The sequence below is a fragment of the Streptomyces beihaiensis genome, from assembly GCF_026274175.1.
GTDB classification, from domain to species: domain Bacteria; phylum Actinomycetota; class Actinomycetes; order Streptomycetales; family Streptomycetaceae; genus Streptomyces; species Streptomyces beihaiensis.
On the sequence record NZ_JAPHNL010000325.1, the window covers coordinates 13,420 to 28,583 of the forward strand.

The following is a 15,164-nucleotide window of genomic DNA, read 5'->3' on the forward strand; positions in this document are numbered from 1 at the left end:
GGCGGAACAACCGGTGAGCGCCTTGGTCTCACGACCAGACGAGTCGCCCTTCGGCGACGCCACAGACCGGATGGTTTCCATCGGCGATCCTCATCAGCATCTCCGCCACGGAGTCGAAGTAGTCAGCCAGTGATGCGCATTCGCCGGTGATCGTGGTCTCACCCACGAACCACCTGCCGATACGCTCGTCCCGCACGTCGATGAACTTCCCCGTCCAGCCGTCCTGGTCCGACACGAACGGGATCCACTCATTGCGCCAGAACGGATCGTCCGGCCGGCCCGGAGGGTCGCATCCACCGGGCATGAACCGGTTCGCGTAGAGCTTCTCCACCGCCCGGACACCCAGAGGGGGACACCCATCCGTTCCTCGGCGGCCGCGAGCATCTGTTCCGTGGCGGGCCCGGCCAGATCCGCGTGATCGGCCGGGACGTGCTGCCGAAGAAGACTCATCACGCGGGACCAGCTCTCCGCCACGCTCGTTCCTCACTGCCCTCTGCACGGATGCGCCACCGCGGGCATCCTGCCAGCACCCCCTGGGTCGGGAAAGTGTCGCAGTTCTACGTACAACTGCGACACTTTCCCGAGCGGGCACCTGACGGGGACGACGTGGCCAGACCGAACGTACGCCGACCGACGTCGGCCCGTTTCCGGGGTCAGTCACGTCGACCTCGGCTGACCGCGACTCGGAGGACGTCGGTCAGCGACTCCACGGTCCTGGTGAGGGCGAAGCGCACGGCGCGTTCGCCGGCCTTGCCGTCGGCGAGGACGGCTTGAGCTCCGACGAGCACCTGCTCCCCCGAGTCCAGCTGAGCCTCTTCCACGTCGTCGGCGAGCCGGGAGAGCATGCTGTGGTCGCTGTCGGTGCTGAGATAACAGGGCTTGCCCTCGGGGCTGGTCCACGGCAGGAGGCGAAGTTCACGGTCCGGCGCGGACGGTCGCGGTCGTGGTTCTTCGGCGGCACTCACGCGGAGACCTCCGTTCCGTGGATGTGGCGCGGACCGACGTCGACGCCGTGGACGGCGAGCCAGAGGGCGCGGCGGCGCCCGCGCTGAAGGCGGCGCTCGCGGCGCTCTTCCGGGGTGAGGAGGTAGGGGCGTACGAGGTGGGTGTCGCGCTCGACGGGCCAGACGTCGAGGGGCAGGGGACGGGCGGGAAGTGCGGCCAACGGGCGCTCAGCAGCGTGCGGTTGAGCCGGGTTCACTCGGTGGCGCCCCCGCGCGGGAAGCAGTGCTCGCACCAGGGCGAGCAGTAGCGATTCGACGAGCAGGGCGGTACGTTCGCGCATGTCGGCGCTCCTTGGGATACGCGTCGGCCACGCCCCCGGGCCGAGCCTCATCGGTCGCGGGGGCTTTGGCGTGGCAGGGGCCTGACGAGCGGTGATTACCGTTCGTGCCCCGATCGTCACAGGTTCGGCGTACGCTGCGGAAGAGGTTCGGGGTTGCCTGGGGCGCAGGCAACGGGGAGGGGTGACATGGGCGAAAAGGTTGACGCGGAGCCGGTGTCCGGGCGGGCGATGCTGGGGCAGACGCTGAAGGTTCTGCGGGAGAAGGCCGGGAAGTCACTGGGGCAGTTGGCCGACGCGACCGGGTACGAGAAGAGCTACCTGAGCCGCCTGGAGTCGGGCGAGCGGCTGTCCAAAGTGACGGTCATGGAGGACCTGGACGGGTACTACGGCACCGGTGACCTGCTGTTGAGCCACTGGAAGGCGGCGCGGCTCGACGCGTTCAAGGACCAGTACAAGGCGTTCATGGGGCTGGAGGCGACGGCTCGGATCATGTGGCTGTTCTCGCCGGGGATTCCGGGGCTTCTGCAGACCGAGGACTTCGCCCGTGGGGTGTTGTCCGGGGGGCAGACAACGGCTGACGGTGACGAGGCCGTCGAGGAGCAAGTGGCCGCACGTCTCGGGCGGCAGTACCTCCTGCGGCAGAAGCCGGAGCCCGAGGTCCGGATCATCATGGACGAGTTCGCGCTCCGACGTCCCGCCGCCAAAGGCAAGGCCTGGCATGACCAGCTGCTCCATCTTGAGGCCGCCGCGCTGTGGCCCAACGTGACGCTCCAGGTACTGCCGTTCTCGGCGGGAGCGCACCACCATATGACCGGGTCGCTGACGCTGCTGTGGCAGAGGGACGGAAGTGCCGTTGCCTACAAGGAAGGCAACGGGTGCAGTCGGCTGATCGAAGATCCGGACGAGGTCCTGCGGCAACGACTGTCCTACGATCGGCTCCGCGACCTGGCGCTGTCCCCGTCGGACTCGCTCGCGTTCATCAGGGACCTACTGGAGGAGCACCGATCATGACCCGCACCCCCGACCTCAGCACCGCCCTGTGGCGCAAGTCGAGCTACAGCGAAGGGGGAGCCAACGACTGCGTCGAGGTCGCCGACGGCTACCCCGGCATAGTCCCCGTCCGCGACAGCAAGACCCCGTCGGCCCGCCCGCTGGTCTTCTCGGCCGCGTCCTGGTCCGGGTTCGTGGACGGCGTCAGGGGAGAAGCGGGTCGACGCACGTTCGGTTGACATATGCCGGAAGCCCTGCTGTTCGAGGCGCCACCGCCAGCACGCTGGATCTCGTGACCATCACACGGACGACTGATCCACGAGGGGTGAGGCGGCTATGGTCGTAGAGACGAAGCATCGAAGGAGGGCATCGGCCATGACCGCTCACGTCACGGAAAACGACCAGGTCGTCCCGCCCATGCCGGAGCGGACGCCACAGGCACTGCGCGCGGCCATCGCAGAGCACGCCCCCGTGCTGCTCCCCGACTTCGACAGGCACTGGAAAAGGGCGATCGCCGACACCTTCAATCTCGGCCCTGTGCCGGCGTTCATGGCCCTCTGGTGGGGCGAGTACGCCCTTGCCCGCGATCCCAAGTTGGACGCGTACGTGCACGATCTCGAAATCCGGGCCTCGGAGTCCACCGACGGCGCCGAAGCCAGGGCCCTTCTCGAAGAGGCCTCGAAGATTCGTCACCGAGTGCAGAAACTGGAGCCCGGCGAGTGACCGACGGGTTTATGGGGCCGCCCTGGCAGATGGACTGGAGGTTTGACGCCCGCGCCGCCTTCGAGGCGCTGCCCGGCCACGTCCGTGAGATCGTCCAGGCCGCGCGGGTCGAACTGGTCACGGCGAAGGACCCTTATTTCCGAGGTATCGAGACGGATGCCTGCCTTCCTGACGGAACGCAGGTCATGCCGGTCCGATCCGGTGATCCGAAGGGTCCTCATCTGCTCCTCTTCGACGATGAGCACGGCTGGCTCAAGTACACGTTCGTACCCCGCATCGCAGACCCTCAGATCATCGTGGAAGAGCTTTTCTGGCAGTGACCTGAAGGCGATCGCGCGCTCGCACGGACCCAATTTCAGCGAGCCGGAACGGCCGAGCGCCTACCATGATCGCCATCATGGGCATACGCATCACACCGGCGGGGGTGGCCGACTTCCATCAGGTCCTGACTGATCACCCCCGTTACTGGGGCGAACGCGACCTTCGGTCGCTGCACCTTCTGGCGCTGGTGCAGGAGTTCGGTTCCACCTGCTTGATCGCACGGGCCGATGACGGCATCCGGGGGTACGTCTTCGGGTTCGTCACACCGGACCACGCCGGATACGTCCATCTGATCGCCACGCGGGACGACGCTCGCGGCACCGGGCTCGGGCGTCGTCTGTACGCGGCGTTCGCTGAAGCGGCGGAACGTCATGGGGCACGGCACTTGAAGGCGATCACGTCGGTCGAGAACACCGGCTCGATCGCTTTCCACCGCAGGCTCGGTTTCGACACGGAAATCGTCGAGGACTACAACGGCCCCGGCCGGACCATGGCCGTCTTCCACCGAGACCTGCCGCTCAACGTCTCGTAGCCCTGCCCAACCAGTCATCACCGGGGCCCGCATGGTCAGCAGGCGGTGGTCAGCGTCGGCGGGACGCGGCCCGCTGCGCCTGCCGGCGCAGGGCGGCGACCCGGGCCGGGCGTCGGCGCGGCGCCGGAACCGGCCGGTTGCGTACCGGCGGCAGGGGGGCCGGGCGGGTGCTGTCGGCGTTCTCCTGACCGTCCAGGACCAAGACCGCCGCCATGAGGGTCACGAGCAGCAGGAAGACCAGGTCGACCCATACAACCCAGTTCCAGCCGTTCCTCCGGATCATCTCGTAGGGCGCGGCGTAGTCGAAGAAGAGGAGGTAGCCGAAGGCCAGGTACCGGACGTGCCTCTTCTTCGATGCCGTGTCCCCGAGGAAGCAGACGGCCACGACGAGGAGGAAAGGAAGGTTGAAGTACCAAGCCACGTGCGGCGCCAGCAGGGCGAACACTGAAGCCAGGAAAATTGTGGTCACCTGATACCCCCCGTATCCCGATCAGGCGGACTTTAGCATCGGTTGGTCACCGAATGGCCCATCGCCGTGATGTCAGACTTTGGGGATGGACAGGGGACGCGAGTCGCGGTGGGAGAAGGACGCGATGACGGTGGAGATCGTCTTCGCTCTGGTGACCGGGGCCCTTCTGGGGGCGGTCGTCTTCGCGATAAGGCTTTGCCGGGGCGGGGCGCAGGGACATACGGTCGTCCGTATGTCCCTGCGTATCCGTATGCGTCAAGCCCTGCCCGACGCGATGCGCGCCCGCGACAAGGCCGCCGTGAGCGCGCTGCGTTCCGCGCTCGCCGCGGTGGAGAACGCCGAGGCGGTGGTCGTCGAGGCGGGCGCGGCGGATCGGGGTGCCGGGGCGGTGGAGGCGTCGCCCGTCGGAGCCGGGGCCACGGAGGCCGTGCGGCGGGAGCTGAGCGAGAGCGGCGTGGCGGAGATCGTACGGGCCGAAATCGCCGAACGGCTCGACGCGGCCGCCCAGTTGGGGGGCGACGCCGTACACGCCGTCCGTGTCGCCACGCTTCGCGCGGAAGCGGACGTGCTGGTCCGCTTCCTCGACGAGACCTAGGCCCTGTCCGTCACACCACCCGGGCCGCGGCGATCGGCCGTTCGGCGACCGTGAGGTTGTCCGCCGTGGTCTTGCTGGTGTTGACGCTCCAGCGGTAGCGCGAGAACTCCCCGGTGGTGTCGGAGGCGTAGAACATCATGTGACCGATGCCGACGCCCTGGAAGTTCTCGCCGGCGACGGTGCTGACCACGCGGGTGTCGGGGTACGTGGGGTAGTTGGTCAGTCCGTACACGCCGTGCGGTCTGGACGTGCAGTCGACGATCTCGACCGCGTACTGCGTCTCACCGGTGAAGTCGGCCGTGCCGGTGAAGACGCCCTTGACCTCGCGAACCATCACGATGTGGCCGGTGTTGTCCGGGACCTGGCCGTTGTAGTCGATCGCGATCAGGTCGCCCGGCCGCAGGTCGGCCACCTTGCGGATCTGCCGGAAGCGGGGGCCCGCCGTGCCGTTGGCGAAGGCCGCGCGGTAGTCCGCGGCCTCCGGAATGGTGTCCTGGAAGTAGGTCGTGTAGTAGTCGGCCGTCGCCCAGCCGTAGGTGTGCCTCAGGACCCGGGTGAGGAAGGACGAGCAGCGCGCCTTGGCGATCCAGGTGGCCGGGTCGTCGGGGGTGCCCCACGTCAGGGACGACGGGGAGCCGATCAGGTAGGCGTTGTTCGCGATGGCCGTGGCGCCGCTGATCACGGCGGCCTCCGCCGCGGTCAGGGCGCGGTTGTAGGCCCGTACGTCGTCGACCGCGCCGTTGAAGCGGTTCACCGGCGCGCTGTTCCACTTGGCGCGCCCGATGTTGAAGCCTTCCGTCGCGGCCCAGGACAGGGTCGTGTCCGCGCTGCCCTCCAGCGTGCCGTTGACGTAGAGGTGGATCTGTGTGCCGTCCCAGACGCCGGTCAGGTGCGTCCAGACGCCCGGTGAGGCGGGGTGGGCCGCCACGGCGGAGACCTTGGTGCTCTGGTCCGCGCTGCGCACCTTGAACGCCCAGGTGCCGGCCGTGTCGTCGTACTGGAGGAGGAAACGGCTGGTCGTCGTGCCGTCCTGGCTCACCGCGGTGTACATGGTGGAGAGACTGGCCGTGCCGGCCAGGCGCACCCACGCGGAGACCGTGAACGGCGCCGTGGTGTCCAGGACCGAGCCGGTGGCCGCGTACGCGCCCGACGTGCCGTCCAGGCTCAGCTCGCCGCCGGCGCGCAGCGCCGTCCATGTCGCGCCCGAGCCGAGCACGACAGGGTGTTCGCAGCCGGACAGGTCGGCCGGCGCGCCGTCCAGCGGCCAGTGGCCGACCAGGCCGCCCGGCAGGTGACCGGCGGCCAGCAGGCGCTGGTACTGCACCATCTGTTCGGCCTGCAGCAGATGCGGCACGGACACCGGCGTGAACGGCGTGTCCAGCGGCGCCTCGGCCGCGGCCGTCCCCGCGCTCTGCGCCACGCCCGCCAGCGCCCCGACTCCGGCGAGCGCGGCCCCGCCCAGCAAGCCGCGTCTGCTGAGTCTTCCCGCGACCGTTCCAGCCATGCTGTCCCCTCCCCCTGGCGGCCCGGTCCGCCGTCACCGGCCCGCCTCGTCGATGATCGGGGCGAGTCTAGCCAGTGCCGTCCGCGCCCCCTCAGGCGTAACTCAGCCCGCTCGTGCGGGTCCGCTTCAGCTCGAAGAATTCCGGGCGGACGGCCAGCGTCCGGACCGCGTCGAAGATGCGTACGGCCTCCTCGCCACGCGGGATCGCGTTGAGCACCGGCCCGAACCACACCGTCCCGTCGACGTGGATCGTCGGCGTGCCCACATAGCCGCCGTCCCCCGCCGGGTCCGCGCCCGCGTCGTGGCTGCGGCGCAGTGCCTCGTCGTACGCCGTCGTATGCGCGGCTTCGGCGAGAGAGGCCGGCAGGCCGAGTTCGGCCAGAGCCTCGGCCGCCACCTTGTCGAAGTCCTCCTCCCCCTCGCCGCCGTCGCGGTGGATGCGGGTACCGAGAGCCGTATAGAGGTCCCGGAGGACCTTCTCGCCGTGCTGTTCGGCAGCCGCCGTGGCGACCCTGACCAGGCCGAGCGAACGGTCGACCAGGTCCCGGTACCAGTCCGGGAGTTCATTGCCCGCGTTGTGCAGGTACAAGCTCATCACGTGGAAGTGGACGTCCACGTCCCGGTGGGCCTCCACCTCCAGGATCCAGCGGGACGTGATCCATGCGAACGGGCACGCCGGGTCGAACCAGAAGTCGATGCGTGTGTCTGCCTTCGTGTCTGTTGTCATACGAGGACCCTACGGTCACGGTGGCCCGCCCGCATGGTCCAGTGGGCGGCCGTTCGGCTGGGCCACTTCAGACCTTGCCGAGGCGCGCCGCCGTCTCCGCCCGCCGCGCCAGAACCCCGTCCGCATCGCCCTGCTCGACCTCCTCGCCGAGGTCGGCACCGCCACCTCCACCCAGGCCGCCGCGCGGCTCGGCCACAGCTCGGGGCTCTGCTCGTTCCACCTGCGGCAGCTCGCCCGGCACGGGCTCATCGAGGAGGCGCCGCACAGCGGCGGCGGACGCGTACGGCCCTGGCGGTTGCGGTGGGACGATCCGCGGCGGCCCCCAGGAGCGGCGCGGCGGGCCGTGGAGCGTTCCGTCGAGTTCGACAGCCTGTTCCTGACCCCCGACGAGGCGCGCCGACTCGCCGATTCCGTACGGGAGTTGCTTGCGCCCTACGCGCGACGCTCAGGCCATCCGGAGGGGGCCGTGCCAGTCTCCGCGATCATGCGGCTGCGCCCCGCGCAGGCGGAGTAGGCGCCGCGCCTATTCCGGCGACTCCACCGAATCCTCCGGACCGGCACCGGAACCTTCCGGACCGGCACCCGAATCTTCCGGACCGGCGCCTGAACCTTCCGGACCGGCGCCTGAACCTTCCGGACCGGCGCCTGAATCTTCCGGACCGCCTGAGCGTCCCGGGGCGTCCGAGCGTTCCAAATCTTCCCGGCCTTCCGGGGCCTCCGGGGCTTCCGGGCTCTCCACTCGCCCCATGAGCGTCGCCAGTGACGAGCGGACATGGTCCATGTGGGCTCGCAGCTCCGCCCGCTCCTCCTCGTGCTCGCGCAGCACCCGTTCGGTCTCCCGGCCGATCCGCTCCTCGCGCGCCCGCGCCTGCGCCAGCAGTTCCTCGGCCGACGCCTCCGCGTCCTCCCGGCGATGCCGCGCCGCCTCCTCGGCCTCCGAGAACGCGCGCCGCGCCGCCGTCAGCCGGTCCTCCGCCTCGGCGACGGCCGCCGCCTCCCACTCGGCCGCCACGGCCTCCCGCTCGGCCACCTCACGCTCGGCCGCGTCCTGGAGCTCGGCATGTTCCCCGGCCTGGTCGGCCAGAAGGTTCTCGGCTCGCTCTCGCGTCTCGCGCAGTACGGCGAGCGCCTCGTCGCGCAGTTCCTTCGCCTCGCGCCGCGCGGCGGCCCTGATCCCGTCAGCGGCCTCCCGCGCCTGCGCCTCCCGGCGGCCCGCCTGTTCCTCGGCCTCGCCGCGCACCCGGTCGGCGTGGCCGCGCGCGGCGTCGGCTAGCTCGCGGGCGGACGCCGCCGCGGCGTCCGTCGCGGCCTGGGCGTCCGACCGGCCCGCGTGACGGACCGCCGTCGCCTCTTCCTCGACCAGCTCCAGCAGATACTGGGCGCGCTTGCCGAGCGTCTCGTACGCCGGCGGGGGCAGCCGGGCGACGACCCCGCGCAGTCGTTCGAGCTCCGCCGCCATCTCCTTGTCGAGGCCGGCGAGACGGGCCGCCCGCTCCAACGCCTCGTCGATCTCCCGCGCGAGACCGTCGGCGTACGCCTCCACCTGCTCGCGCCGGTACCCACGGCCCCGCACGGTCCGGAACCCGTACGCACCGCTCATGTCGCTCATCCCCTCTTGCCCGCTCGTTCGCTGGCTCAAGGATGCGTCATTTGTCGCTGAAAGTCGGAATCGCCGTGTCGTGGCGGAGCGCGGTGAACAGCCGACGCGCCTCGGTCTCGTTCCACGCGACGGTGTCCCCGACCCCGGCGACGTACGGGGCGCCCGCCACCGGCACGGTCACCGTCCTGGCCAGGCCCGACATCTTCAGGCCCAGCGTCGCCACGTCACCCGCGCCCGCGCCCCCGTCCACGGTCAGCGCGTCGAGGGCGGCGGACACGAACGGGATCAGCCGCCACGGCGGGATCAGCACGGCCGGGCCCGTCGCCTTGGTCGCGATGGCGTCGAGCAGCTGCCGTTGCCGCTCCACGCGACCGAGGTCGCCGCGCGGGTCGGAGTAGCGGGCACGCGCGTACTGGAGCGCCTGCGTGCCGTTCATGTGCCGGCAGCCCGCCGCGAAGTCGGCGCCGGACTTCTCGTCGTGCAGGCCGCCCGCCGCCACGCAGACGGTGACGCCGTCGAGCGCGTCGACGACGTCGACCAGGCCGAGGAAGTTGACCTCCGCGTAGTGGTCGAGGCGCAGCCCCGTCGCCTGCTCCACGGTCCGCGTGAGCAGCGGCGCGCCGCCGAGCGCGTACGCCGAGTTGATCTTCCCCTTGCCGTGGCCGGGGATCGGGACGTACGAGTCACGTGGGATCGAGACGAGGTACGGGCCGCTGTGCCCGTAGTGCAGGACCATGATCGTGTCGGTGTTGCGGCCCTCGTCGTTGCCGACGTGCAGCGCCTTGCGCTGTTCGGGGGTCAGATCGGCGCGCGAGTCCGAGCCGACGAGCAGCCAGTCCGTGCCCTTGCCGGCCGCCGGACGACCGGGGTAGGCGGCGAACGCGTCCGTCGTACGCAGCCGCGAACCCGCCCAGAAGTACAGGCCGGTGGCGTACGCGACCAGTACGAGCACCACCACGAGCAGCGTCAGCGCGACCCGCTTGAGCCGACGCCGCCCGCGCCGGGCGGGCGCCCCTCCGGATGTGTCCGCCATGCGCGCATGATGCGGCCGCCCGGCCCGGCACGCAGGTCGGACGGCCCGGGGTCGGAAGGTACGGCCCGGCCCGCGGGCACTTCCGGCGTGGGTTCCGCCGTACCTGGTTCCGCTTCCGTACCGCTACAGCAGCCCGTCCCACATCTGCTCCAGCAGCACCGACCACCACGTCTCCGGCGAGCCGAGCGCCGCCGGGTCGATGGCGTTCAGCTGGGCCTGGAAGTCGACCGTCCAGCGGCCCGCCTGCTCCGGGTTGAGTCCGTAGCGCAGCCGCCACATCCGGCCGAGGAGCGCGAGCGCGCGCGTGAACTCCGGCAGACCGGTGTTCACGAACTGCGGCGGGACCGGGGCTCCGCCGGGGCCCGCCTCCACCGGGACGGCCACGATGTTCGCCGTCCCGTACTGGACGCACAGCGCCTTGCCGAAGTCGCTGCCCATGACAAGGTACGAACCCGCGTCCGACGCGGGCTGCACCCCACGCTCCTGCGCCAGTTCGGCCAGTGTCGGCACCGGGCGGCCCGGCTGGGCCTGTGCCCAGAAGAACGGTCCGAAGTCCACCGGCAGACCGGCGACGACGAGCGTGTGCGCGACGATGTCCGGCACGCCCTGCCGCGAGACCGCGCGCTGGTCGAACCGGAACACACCGGGACCGAACGCCCCCGCCAGCTCCTGCGCGACGGCCTCCGGCGGGACCGGCGCCACGGGCTGCGCGGGCGGCAGCGGCGCGCGCACCGGCGCCGGGCGGGCAGGGCCGTCCGCCACCTGGTGCAACTCGCCCTGATGCGCGAGCAGTTGCCGCATGCCCTGCTGGCGCGAGGCGTGGTCGGTGCCGTAGGGGGCGATCGACGTGATCCGCGCCTGCGGCCACTGCTCCTTGATCATGCGTGCGCAGTACGCGCCCGGCAGCATGCAGGACTCCAACTCCGTGTGGAGTTCGAGGACCTGGTCGTTCGGGATGCCCATGCCGCGCAGCTCGTGGAAGATCTGCCACTCCGGGTGCGGCGTACCGGGCGCGGAACGGCGGATGAGCTGCTGCTCGGACCCGTCGGGCGCGCGGTAGCGCAACACGGCCTGGTAGCCGGGTCCCACGGTGGGCCGGCCCGTCGGCTGAGCAGCCGGCTGCTGCGGGTAGCCGGCCCCCGGCATCCCAGCCGGGGGCGGGCCCCCAGGGATCTGCTGCCCGGGGGCGGGCGGCGGCATCGCACCCGGCGGCGCGGGAGGCGGCGGCATCGAGCCCGGGTCCGCGAACACCGTGGCGGCCTGGTGAACACCCGCGCCGGGAGGCGGGGGCGTGGCACCGGGGGGCTTCGGCGCGCCGGGGACCTCCGGCGCGGCGGCGTCCGGACCGAGGTCCGGGCCGAGCGACGACACGAACTGAGTGGGCACGTACCCGCCGGAACCACCGGAACCGGCACCGGGACCGGCAGGCGCGCCACCGGGCGGCGGCGGAGTCGGGGACGGAGCTGAGGCGGGGGCAGGGGCGGAAGCGGGTGCGGGGGCAGGAGCGGGAGCGGGGGCGGGAGTCGCCGGGCCGGTGCGCGCACCGGGCGGCGGGGTCTGCGCCTTGCTGGTCGCCGCGTCGGCGATGTCTCCGGCCCCCGGCGCCAACGGCCGCCCGGAAGCGTCCCGGGGCACATCGGTACCGGCACCGGAGCCGCCGGGACCGGAGCCGCCGGGACCGGCCCCGGGCCCAGGAGCCTGCGGGTAGCCGTACGAGGGGATCGCGCCGGGCGGCGGCGTGGCGGCCACGGCCGTCCCCGGCACCGGCGGCGGAAACGCCAAGCCACCCGGCGGGGGCGGCGGCGTACCCGGCACGGCAGGAGCGGCCTGGCCCGCCTGACCAGGCTGACCGGACTGGCCCGCCTGAGCGGCCTGACCGGGCTGACCGGGCTGACCCGCCTGACCGGGCTGACCCGCCTGACCGGGCTGACCGGGCTGACCGGGCTGACCGGGCTGACCGGGCTGACCGGGCTGACCGGGCTGACCGGGCTGACCGGGCTGCGGATACCCGTACGAAGGCGCGGGTGGCGCCGACGGGACGGGGGGCGCCGACGGCTCCGGCTCCGGGTCCCCGTCGAGCGCGGGCGCCACCGCGGTCGGCGGCAACTGGCTGCCGCCGGACATCAGGGCGGTCTTGGCCTCCGGCGGCGCGACGGGCTCCGCCTGCTCGGCCTCGTCGAGCCGCGACGTGTACACGGTGTCGGGCAGCGGAACCGACCGGTCGTCGTCCTCACCCACCCCGTTGGTGTCCGTACCGGCCCAGGGCGTCGCGTCGGCGGAGACGGCCGGAGCGTCGTCCTTCGGCGGGCCACCGGCCACAGGCGCCCCGGACGCTCCCGACGCCTCGGAGGGCGACTCCCCCCGACGGTCCGGAATGCCCAGCTTGTCCGCCGCCTCCTGCAACCACTCCGGCGGAGTGAGCAGGAACGACGTCTGGTTCAGGTCCACTCGTTCGGGCGGTCGCGGCGCCGTCGGCGCGGCGGCCGGCGCATCGGGCAGCCCGTACTCCTCCTCGTACCGCCGGATCACCTCACCCACCGGCAGCGACGGCCACAGCGTCGCCTCACCGCTGTCCCGGGCGATGACCAGGCGCTGGCGGCCCCCGTCGGACGCCGCGGTGCCCTCACGGTCCTCCGCCCACACCACGAAGCCGAGCTCGAACTCCCGCACCCGCACCTCACGATGCTGATACGCGGGAACGTCCCCGTTGATCCACTCCTCGGCGCGCTCCTGCGCCTGCGCGAACGTCACCATCGCAGCGTCACTCCCCACCCGCGACCGGGACGGCGCGCGCGAACCCGCCGTCGACCATCAAGTTCGCCACCGTCTCCAACTCCGGCGGATTACCGGCCAGTCGGGACAGGAACGCGTCGAAGTCGTCGCCGCACGGCAGCAGCAGCCGCTCGACCCGCTCGGCCACCGACCAGTTCGCCGGCTCACCGGAACCGGAGTCGCGCGCGTCGTCGTACGCGCAGAACCACACCGAACCGACCGCCGAACCCTTCACCTTCACAGCGAGAATCCCGCCCTGCACGAACGCGACGCCCAGATAGTCCTTCGTCAGGTGATCGCGCAGACACTTGTTGACGTACACCAGGTCGTTGACGGCCGCCTCGTCACGCACCGTGAAGAACGGCTGGTCCGCGAGGAGCCCCAACTCGGCGTCGAGCGCCGCCCCGACGGGCGCACACCCGCCACCCGCCTTCAGGAACGAGCGGTACGCGCCCGGCAGCCGGTATCCGAGGTCCTCCTCCACACCGAGCACCTGCTGCTCGGTGACGGCGACGCCCGACTTCGGCAGACCGAAGTGCACCGGACGCGTGTCCTGCAACTCCCGCGTGCCGCGCTTGCCCTGGTCCGCGGCGGCCGTCGCGAGCCCGCCATGATGCCGAAGCAACGCCTTGACCTCGACCGGAACCAGCTCCATCCGGCGCGTACCGCGCACGTGATGCCAGGTCCAGCCGTGCGGCGTCGCCACCGGCGCGATCGTGTCCCACAGTTCGTGGCCCGCCGCGGCCGACGCCGCGTTCGCCGACACGTAGTCCGTCAACCGCAGTTCATCGATACCGAAACCCGCCGGCGGCTGGGCGATCTCCGCGGCCGCGCGCGCGTAGGGCGAGAAGTCCGGGTAGCCGTCGCCGTCCACCCGCACGCCTCTCGGATGCCGGGCGGCACGGACCGGGTCCGGGAAGTGCACGACCTGCCCGGCGTACGCCGCGTTCGGCGGCGCGGCCTGCTGCCCGAGCCGACCTGTCGTCATGGCGATTGCCCCCTGCGGCGCTGTTGACGGTGACGATTCCTGTGATCCGCTGAGCGCGCGGACGCACGACAGCCTATGCGGTACTACGACACCGGTCACCGGCGCTCCGGTTCCATGACCAGCAGTCACCCCGCCGTGACGCAGCGGCGAACCGCCGGGGCGCCACAGGCGTGTCGTCAGGTACCGGCTTCCGCACCCGCCACCCCGTTTGGCACTCTGTGCAGGCAAACCGGGGGATTGCAGAGGGGAAACACAACGCCATGCACAGCGGCACCGCAGAGCCGATCAGCACCACGGACACCGGGCCCGGCACCACATCAGGCACCACGTCCCGCGCCACGACGGGCACCGTGCCCGGCCACGACCCACGAGTGGGCTGGAGCACGGTCGAGGACATCGCCATACCCGTGCTGCGCGCCCGCCGCGACGGCATCCTGCCCAACGTCGCCGCCGCACTCTCCGTCCGCGGCACCACGCTCACCTCGACCGCCGCGCGCGGTGAGCAGCCGCCCGCCCTGCACCCGCTCGTCCAGGACTTCCTCTCCACGCTCACCAGCGCACAGCGCGACCGCTTCACCGGGCGCTGCGCCGAGGCCATCCTCATCTCCCGGCACCTGACCGCCACCGACGCCGAGCGCACCGAGAAGTCCAAGCGGGCCCGCCGCAAGCCGATGACGATGAGCGAAGCCCGCAAAGCCCTGAAGAACGCCAAGCTCACCACGCGCCGCATCCGCGAGGACGGCGACCCGCTGCACGGTGGCTTCGCCCGCCCCTGCCGCGCCTGCGCCGCGCTCACCGCCCACTTCGGCGTTCACGTCGTGGCCCCACCCGACCGCGGCGAGACACCCTCCCGTGCCGCCGACCGCACGGAGGCGACCCGCTGATGCCCGACCCGCGCTCAGCGGCTCCGTCCCGCGCGGCGGACCGCACCTCAAGCACCCGTGCCTCAAGCACTCGTGCCTCGGACAGCCGTGCCTCAAGCACTCGTGCCTCGGACAGCCGTGGCTCAAGCACCCGTTTCACCGTCCCGGTGGACGAGGCCCTGCGCAGCGCCGGATGGCAGCCCGGCCGCTGGAACATCAAGCAGGCCGAAATCTGGGCCGACGCCCTCCGCGGCCACGCCTCACCAGCAGGCCACCGCCACCACGTCTTCCCGGCGGCCGTCGAGGCATGGGCCGAGTTCGGCGGCCTCCACCTGACACCGACGGGTCCCGGCCGCCACGTCGCCCCCGCCCAGCCGCACCTCGACCCGCTCCACGGCCTCCACATGGCCCGCACCCTCGGCGACCTCGGCCGCGCCCTCGACACCAAGGTCAGCCCGCTCGGCGCGGAGTCCGGCACGGAGGCACTGCTGGCGATCGACGCGGAGGGCCGCGTCTACGCCCTCGACCACAGCGGCGACTGGTACCTGGGCGCCGACATGGACCACGCCCTGGAAACCCTTGTCACGGGCCTCCACCCCCAACGCCTCCAGGCGACCTGACACCCCCCGACCCGGCACCACCCTCCGACCACCTCGCGCAGCCGCCCCCGCCCCGGCAGGGCCGCGCCGCCTCGGGCCGTCCGCCGCCCGGGGCGGCACGGCGGGCAAGGCGGCGCTCCCGGCGCAGCACACGGACGCGTAC

Annotated in this window: 19 protein-coding genes and 1 pseudogene; 10 read left to right on the top strand and 10 right to left on the bottom strand. The window is 71.8% G+C overall.

Features of this window, described 5'->3' with window-relative positions:
* Window positions 1–28 precede the first annotated feature (28 nt).
* The 3 genes from OFY01_RS29850 to OFY01_RS29860 all read right to left on the bottom strand — a co-directional run bounded on the left by OFY01_RS29850 (window position 29) and on the right by OFY01_RS29860 (window position 1,285).
* Window positions 29–331, bottom strand: coding sequence for a hypothetical protein (locus OFY01_RS29850; protein ID WP_266605202.1), 303 nt, complete (start codon window positions 329–331; stop codon window positions 29–31).
* Window positions 332–653: 322 nt separating this feature from the next.
* Window positions 654–965, bottom strand: a complete 312-nt coding sequence (locus OFY01_RS29855) for a hypothetical protein (protein ID WP_266605204.1) — start codon at window positions 963–965, stop codon at window positions 654–656.
* Window positions 962–1,285: a hypothetical protein gene (locus tag OFY01_RS29860; protein WP_266605206.1), complete on the bottom strand. Its 324-nt coding sequence runs from the start codon at window positions 1,283–1,285 to the stop codon at window positions 962–964. Before OFY01_RS29860 ends, OFY01_RS29855 begins: the two co-directional genes overlap by 4 nt.
* Before the next feature lie 186 nt (window positions 1,286–1,471).
* Between OFY01_RS29860 and OFY01_RS29865 the strand changes: the two genes are divergently transcribed.
* The 5 genes from OFY01_RS29865 to OFY01_RS29885 all read left to right on the top strand — a co-directional run bounded on the left by OFY01_RS29865 (window position 1,472) and on the right by OFY01_RS29885 (window position 3,851).
* A complete protein-coding gene (locus OFY01_RS29865; RefSeq protein WP_266605208.1) occupies window positions 1,472–2,296 on the top strand; it encodes a helix-turn-helix domain-containing protein in 825 nt (274 codons plus the stop codon).
* Window positions 2,293–2,514: a DUF397 domain-containing protein gene (locus tag OFY01_RS29870; protein WP_266605210.1), complete on the top strand. Its 222-nt coding sequence runs from the start codon at window positions 2,293–2,295 to the stop codon at window positions 2,512–2,514. Before OFY01_RS29865 ends, OFY01_RS29870 begins: the two co-directional genes overlap by 4 nt.
* A gap of 136 nt (window positions 2,515–2,650) precedes the next feature.
* A complete protein-coding gene (locus OFY01_RS29875; RefSeq protein WP_266605212.1) occupies window positions 2,651–2,998 on the top strand; it encodes a DUF6247 family protein in 348 nt (115 codons plus the stop codon).
* Window positions 2,995–3,318, top strand: coding sequence for a hypothetical protein (locus OFY01_RS29880; RefSeq protein WP_266605214.1), 324 nt, complete (start codon window positions 2,995–2,997; stop codon window positions 3,316–3,318). The genes OFY01_RS29875 and OFY01_RS29880 overlap by 4 nt, the downstream gene beginning before the upstream one ends.
* 65 nt (window positions 3,319–3,383) lie before the next feature.
* Window positions 3,384–3,851, top strand: coding sequence for a GNAT family N-acetyltransferase (locus tag OFY01_RS29885; RefSeq protein ID WP_266605216.1), 468 nt, complete (start codon window positions 3,384–3,386; stop codon window positions 3,849–3,851).
* A gap of 49 nt (window positions 3,852–3,900) precedes the next feature.
* On the opposite strand, the gene OFY01_RS29890 is transcribed toward OFY01_RS29885, so the two are convergent.
* Window positions 3,901–4,320 carry a hypothetical protein gene (locus OFY01_RS29890; RefSeq protein WP_266605218.1) on the bottom strand — a complete coding sequence of 140 codons (420 nt, stop codon included), beginning with the start codon at window positions 4,318–4,320 and terminating at the stop codon, window positions 3,901–3,903.
* An 85-nt stretch (window positions 4,321–4,405) separates the two neighbouring features.
* Here OFY01_RS29890 and OFY01_RS29895 point away from each other — a divergent pair.
* Both OFY01_RS29895 and OFY01_RS29900 read left to right on the top strand, forming a co-directional pair.
* Window positions 4,406–4,507, top strand: a pseudogene (locus OFY01_RS29895) (DUF6332 family protein); the annotation flags it as partial.
* A gap of 87 nt (window positions 4,508–4,594) precedes the next feature.
* Window positions 4,595–4,915 carry a GatB/YqeY domain-containing protein gene (locus tag OFY01_RS29900; protein ID WP_266605235.1) on the top strand — a complete coding sequence of 107 codons (321 nt, stop codon included), beginning with the start codon at window positions 4,595–4,597 and terminating at the stop codon, window positions 4,913–4,915.
* Between the two features lie 10 nt (window positions 4,916–4,925).
* Here the strand turns inward: OFY01_RS29900 and OFY01_RS29905 are convergent, their stop codons facing one another.
* Window positions 4,926–6,419 carry a LamG domain-containing protein gene (locus OFY01_RS29905; protein ID WP_266605219.1) on the bottom strand — a complete coding sequence of 498 codons (1,494 nt, stop codon included), beginning with the start codon at window positions 6,417–6,419 and terminating at the stop codon, window positions 4,926–4,928.
* 91 nt (window positions 6,420–6,510) lie between these two features.
* Entirely contained in the window at window positions 6,511–7,146 is a 636-nt protein-coding gene (locus OFY01_RS29910) for a mycothiol-dependent nitroreductase Rv2466c family protein (protein WP_266605221.1), read from the bottom strand.
* Between OFY01_RS29910 and OFY01_RS29915 the strand changes: the two genes are divergently transcribed.
* The gene (locus OFY01_RS29915; RefSeq protein ID WP_266605223.1) at window positions 7,133–7,660 is read left to right on the top strand and encodes a helix-turn-helix domain-containing protein; all 528 of its coding nucleotides are present in this window, start codon (window positions 7,133–7,135) and stop codon (window positions 7,658–7,660) included. The two genes, OFY01_RS29910 and OFY01_RS29915, sit on opposite strands and share 14 nt — an antisense overlap.
* Before the next feature lie 9 nt (window positions 7,661–7,669).
* On the opposite strand, the gene OFY01_RS29920 is transcribed toward OFY01_RS29915, so the two are convergent.
* The 4 genes from OFY01_RS29920 to OFY01_RS29935 form a co-directional block, all read right to left on the bottom strand.
* The gene (locus OFY01_RS29920; protein WP_323135583.1) at window positions 7,670–8,746 is read right to left on the bottom strand and encodes a coiled-coil domain-containing protein; all 1,077 of its coding nucleotides are present in this window, start codon (window positions 8,744–8,746) and stop codon (window positions 7,670–7,672) included.
* A 46-nt stretch (window positions 8,747–8,792) separates the two neighbouring features.
* Window positions 8,793–9,779 carry an LCP family protein gene (locus OFY01_RS29925; protein ID WP_266605225.1) on the bottom strand — a complete coding sequence of 329 codons (987 nt, stop codon included), beginning with the start codon at window positions 9,777–9,779 and terminating at the stop codon, window positions 8,793–8,795.
* Between the two features lie 123 nt (window positions 9,780–9,902).
* A complete protein-coding gene (locus OFY01_RS29930) occupies window positions 9,903–12,533 on the bottom strand; it encodes an SUKH-4 family immunity protein (RefSeq protein WP_266605227.1) in 2,631 nt (876 codons plus the stop codon).
* 7 nt (window positions 12,534–12,540) lie between these two features.
* A complete protein-coding gene (locus tag OFY01_RS29935) occupies window positions 12,541–13,539 on the bottom strand; it encodes an SMI1/KNR4 family protein (protein ID WP_266605229.1) in 999 nt (332 codons plus the stop codon).
* A 260-nt stretch (window positions 13,540–13,799) separates the two neighbouring features.
* Between OFY01_RS29935 and OFY01_RS29940 the strand changes: the two genes are divergently transcribed.
* Both OFY01_RS29940 and OFY01_RS29945 read left to right on the top strand, forming a co-directional pair.
* Window positions 13,800–14,423: a YwqJ-related putative deaminase gene (locus OFY01_RS29940; RefSeq protein WP_266605231.1), complete on the top strand. Its 624-nt coding sequence runs from the start codon at window positions 13,800–13,802 to the stop codon at window positions 14,421–14,423.
* Between the two features lie 146 nt (window positions 14,424–14,569).
* Entirely contained in the window at window positions 14,570–15,022 is a 453-nt protein-coding gene (locus OFY01_RS29945; RefSeq protein WP_266605233.1) for an SUKH-3 domain-containing protein, read from the top strand.
* Window positions 15,023–15,164 lie beyond the last annotated feature (142 nt).

What these genes read in the sequence shown, in the direction of transcription:
- OFY01_RS29910 (WP_266605221.1), bottom strand. Translation starts at nt 7,146, where the DNA reads ATGACAACAGACACGAAGGCAGACACACGCATCGACTTCTGGTTCGAC.
- OFY01_RS29925 (WP_266605225.1), bottom strand. Translation starts at nt 9,779, where the DNA reads ATGGCGGACACATCCGGAGGGGCGCCCGCCCGGCGCGGGCGGCGTCGG.
- OFY01_RS29885 (WP_266605216.1), top strand. Translation starts at nt 3,384, where the DNA reads ATGATCGCCATCATGGGCATACGCATCACACCGGCGGGGGTGGCCGAC.
- OFY01_RS29940 (WP_266605231.1), top strand. Translation starts at nt 13,800, where the DNA reads ATGCACAGCGGCACCGCAGAGCCGATCAGCACCACGGACACCGGGCCC.
- OFY01_RS29900 (WP_266605235.1), top strand. Translation starts at nt 4,595, where the DNA reads ATGCGCGCCCGCGACAAGGCCGCCGTGAGCGCGCTGCGTTCCGCGCTC.
- OFY01_RS29875 (WP_266605212.1), top strand. Translation starts at nt 2,651, where the DNA reads ATGACCGCTCACGTCACGGAAAACGACCAGGTCGTCCCGCCCATGCCG.
- OFY01_RS29865 (WP_266605208.1), top strand. Translation starts at nt 1,472, where the DNA reads ATGGGCGAAAAGGTTGACGCGGAGCCGGTGTCCGGGCGGGCGATGCTG.
- OFY01_RS29930 (WP_266605227.1), bottom strand. Translation starts at nt 12,533, where the DNA reads ATGGTGACGTTCGCGCAGGCGCAGGAGCGCGCCGAGGAGTGGATCAAC.
- OFY01_RS29935 (WP_266605229.1), bottom strand. Translation starts at nt 13,539, where the DNA reads ATGACGACAGGTCGGCTCGGGCAGCAGGCCGCGCCGCCGAACGCGGCG.
- OFY01_RS29920 (WP_323135583.1), bottom strand. Translation starts at nt 8,746, where the DNA reads ATGAGCGGTGCGTACGGGTTCCGGACCGTGCGGGGCCGTGGGTACCGG.
- OFY01_RS29860 (WP_266605206.1), bottom strand. Translation starts at nt 1,285, where the DNA reads ATGCGCGAACGTACCGCCCTGCTCGTCGAATCGCTACTGCTCGCCCTG.
- OFY01_RS29870 (WP_266605210.1), top strand. Translation starts at nt 2,293, where the DNA reads ATGACCCGCACCCCCGACCTCAGCACCGCCCTGTGGCGCAAGTCGAGC.
- OFY01_RS29905 (WP_266605219.1), bottom strand. Translation starts at nt 6,419, where the DNA reads ATGGCTGGAACGGTCGCGGGAAGACTCAGCAGACGCGGCTTGCTGGGC.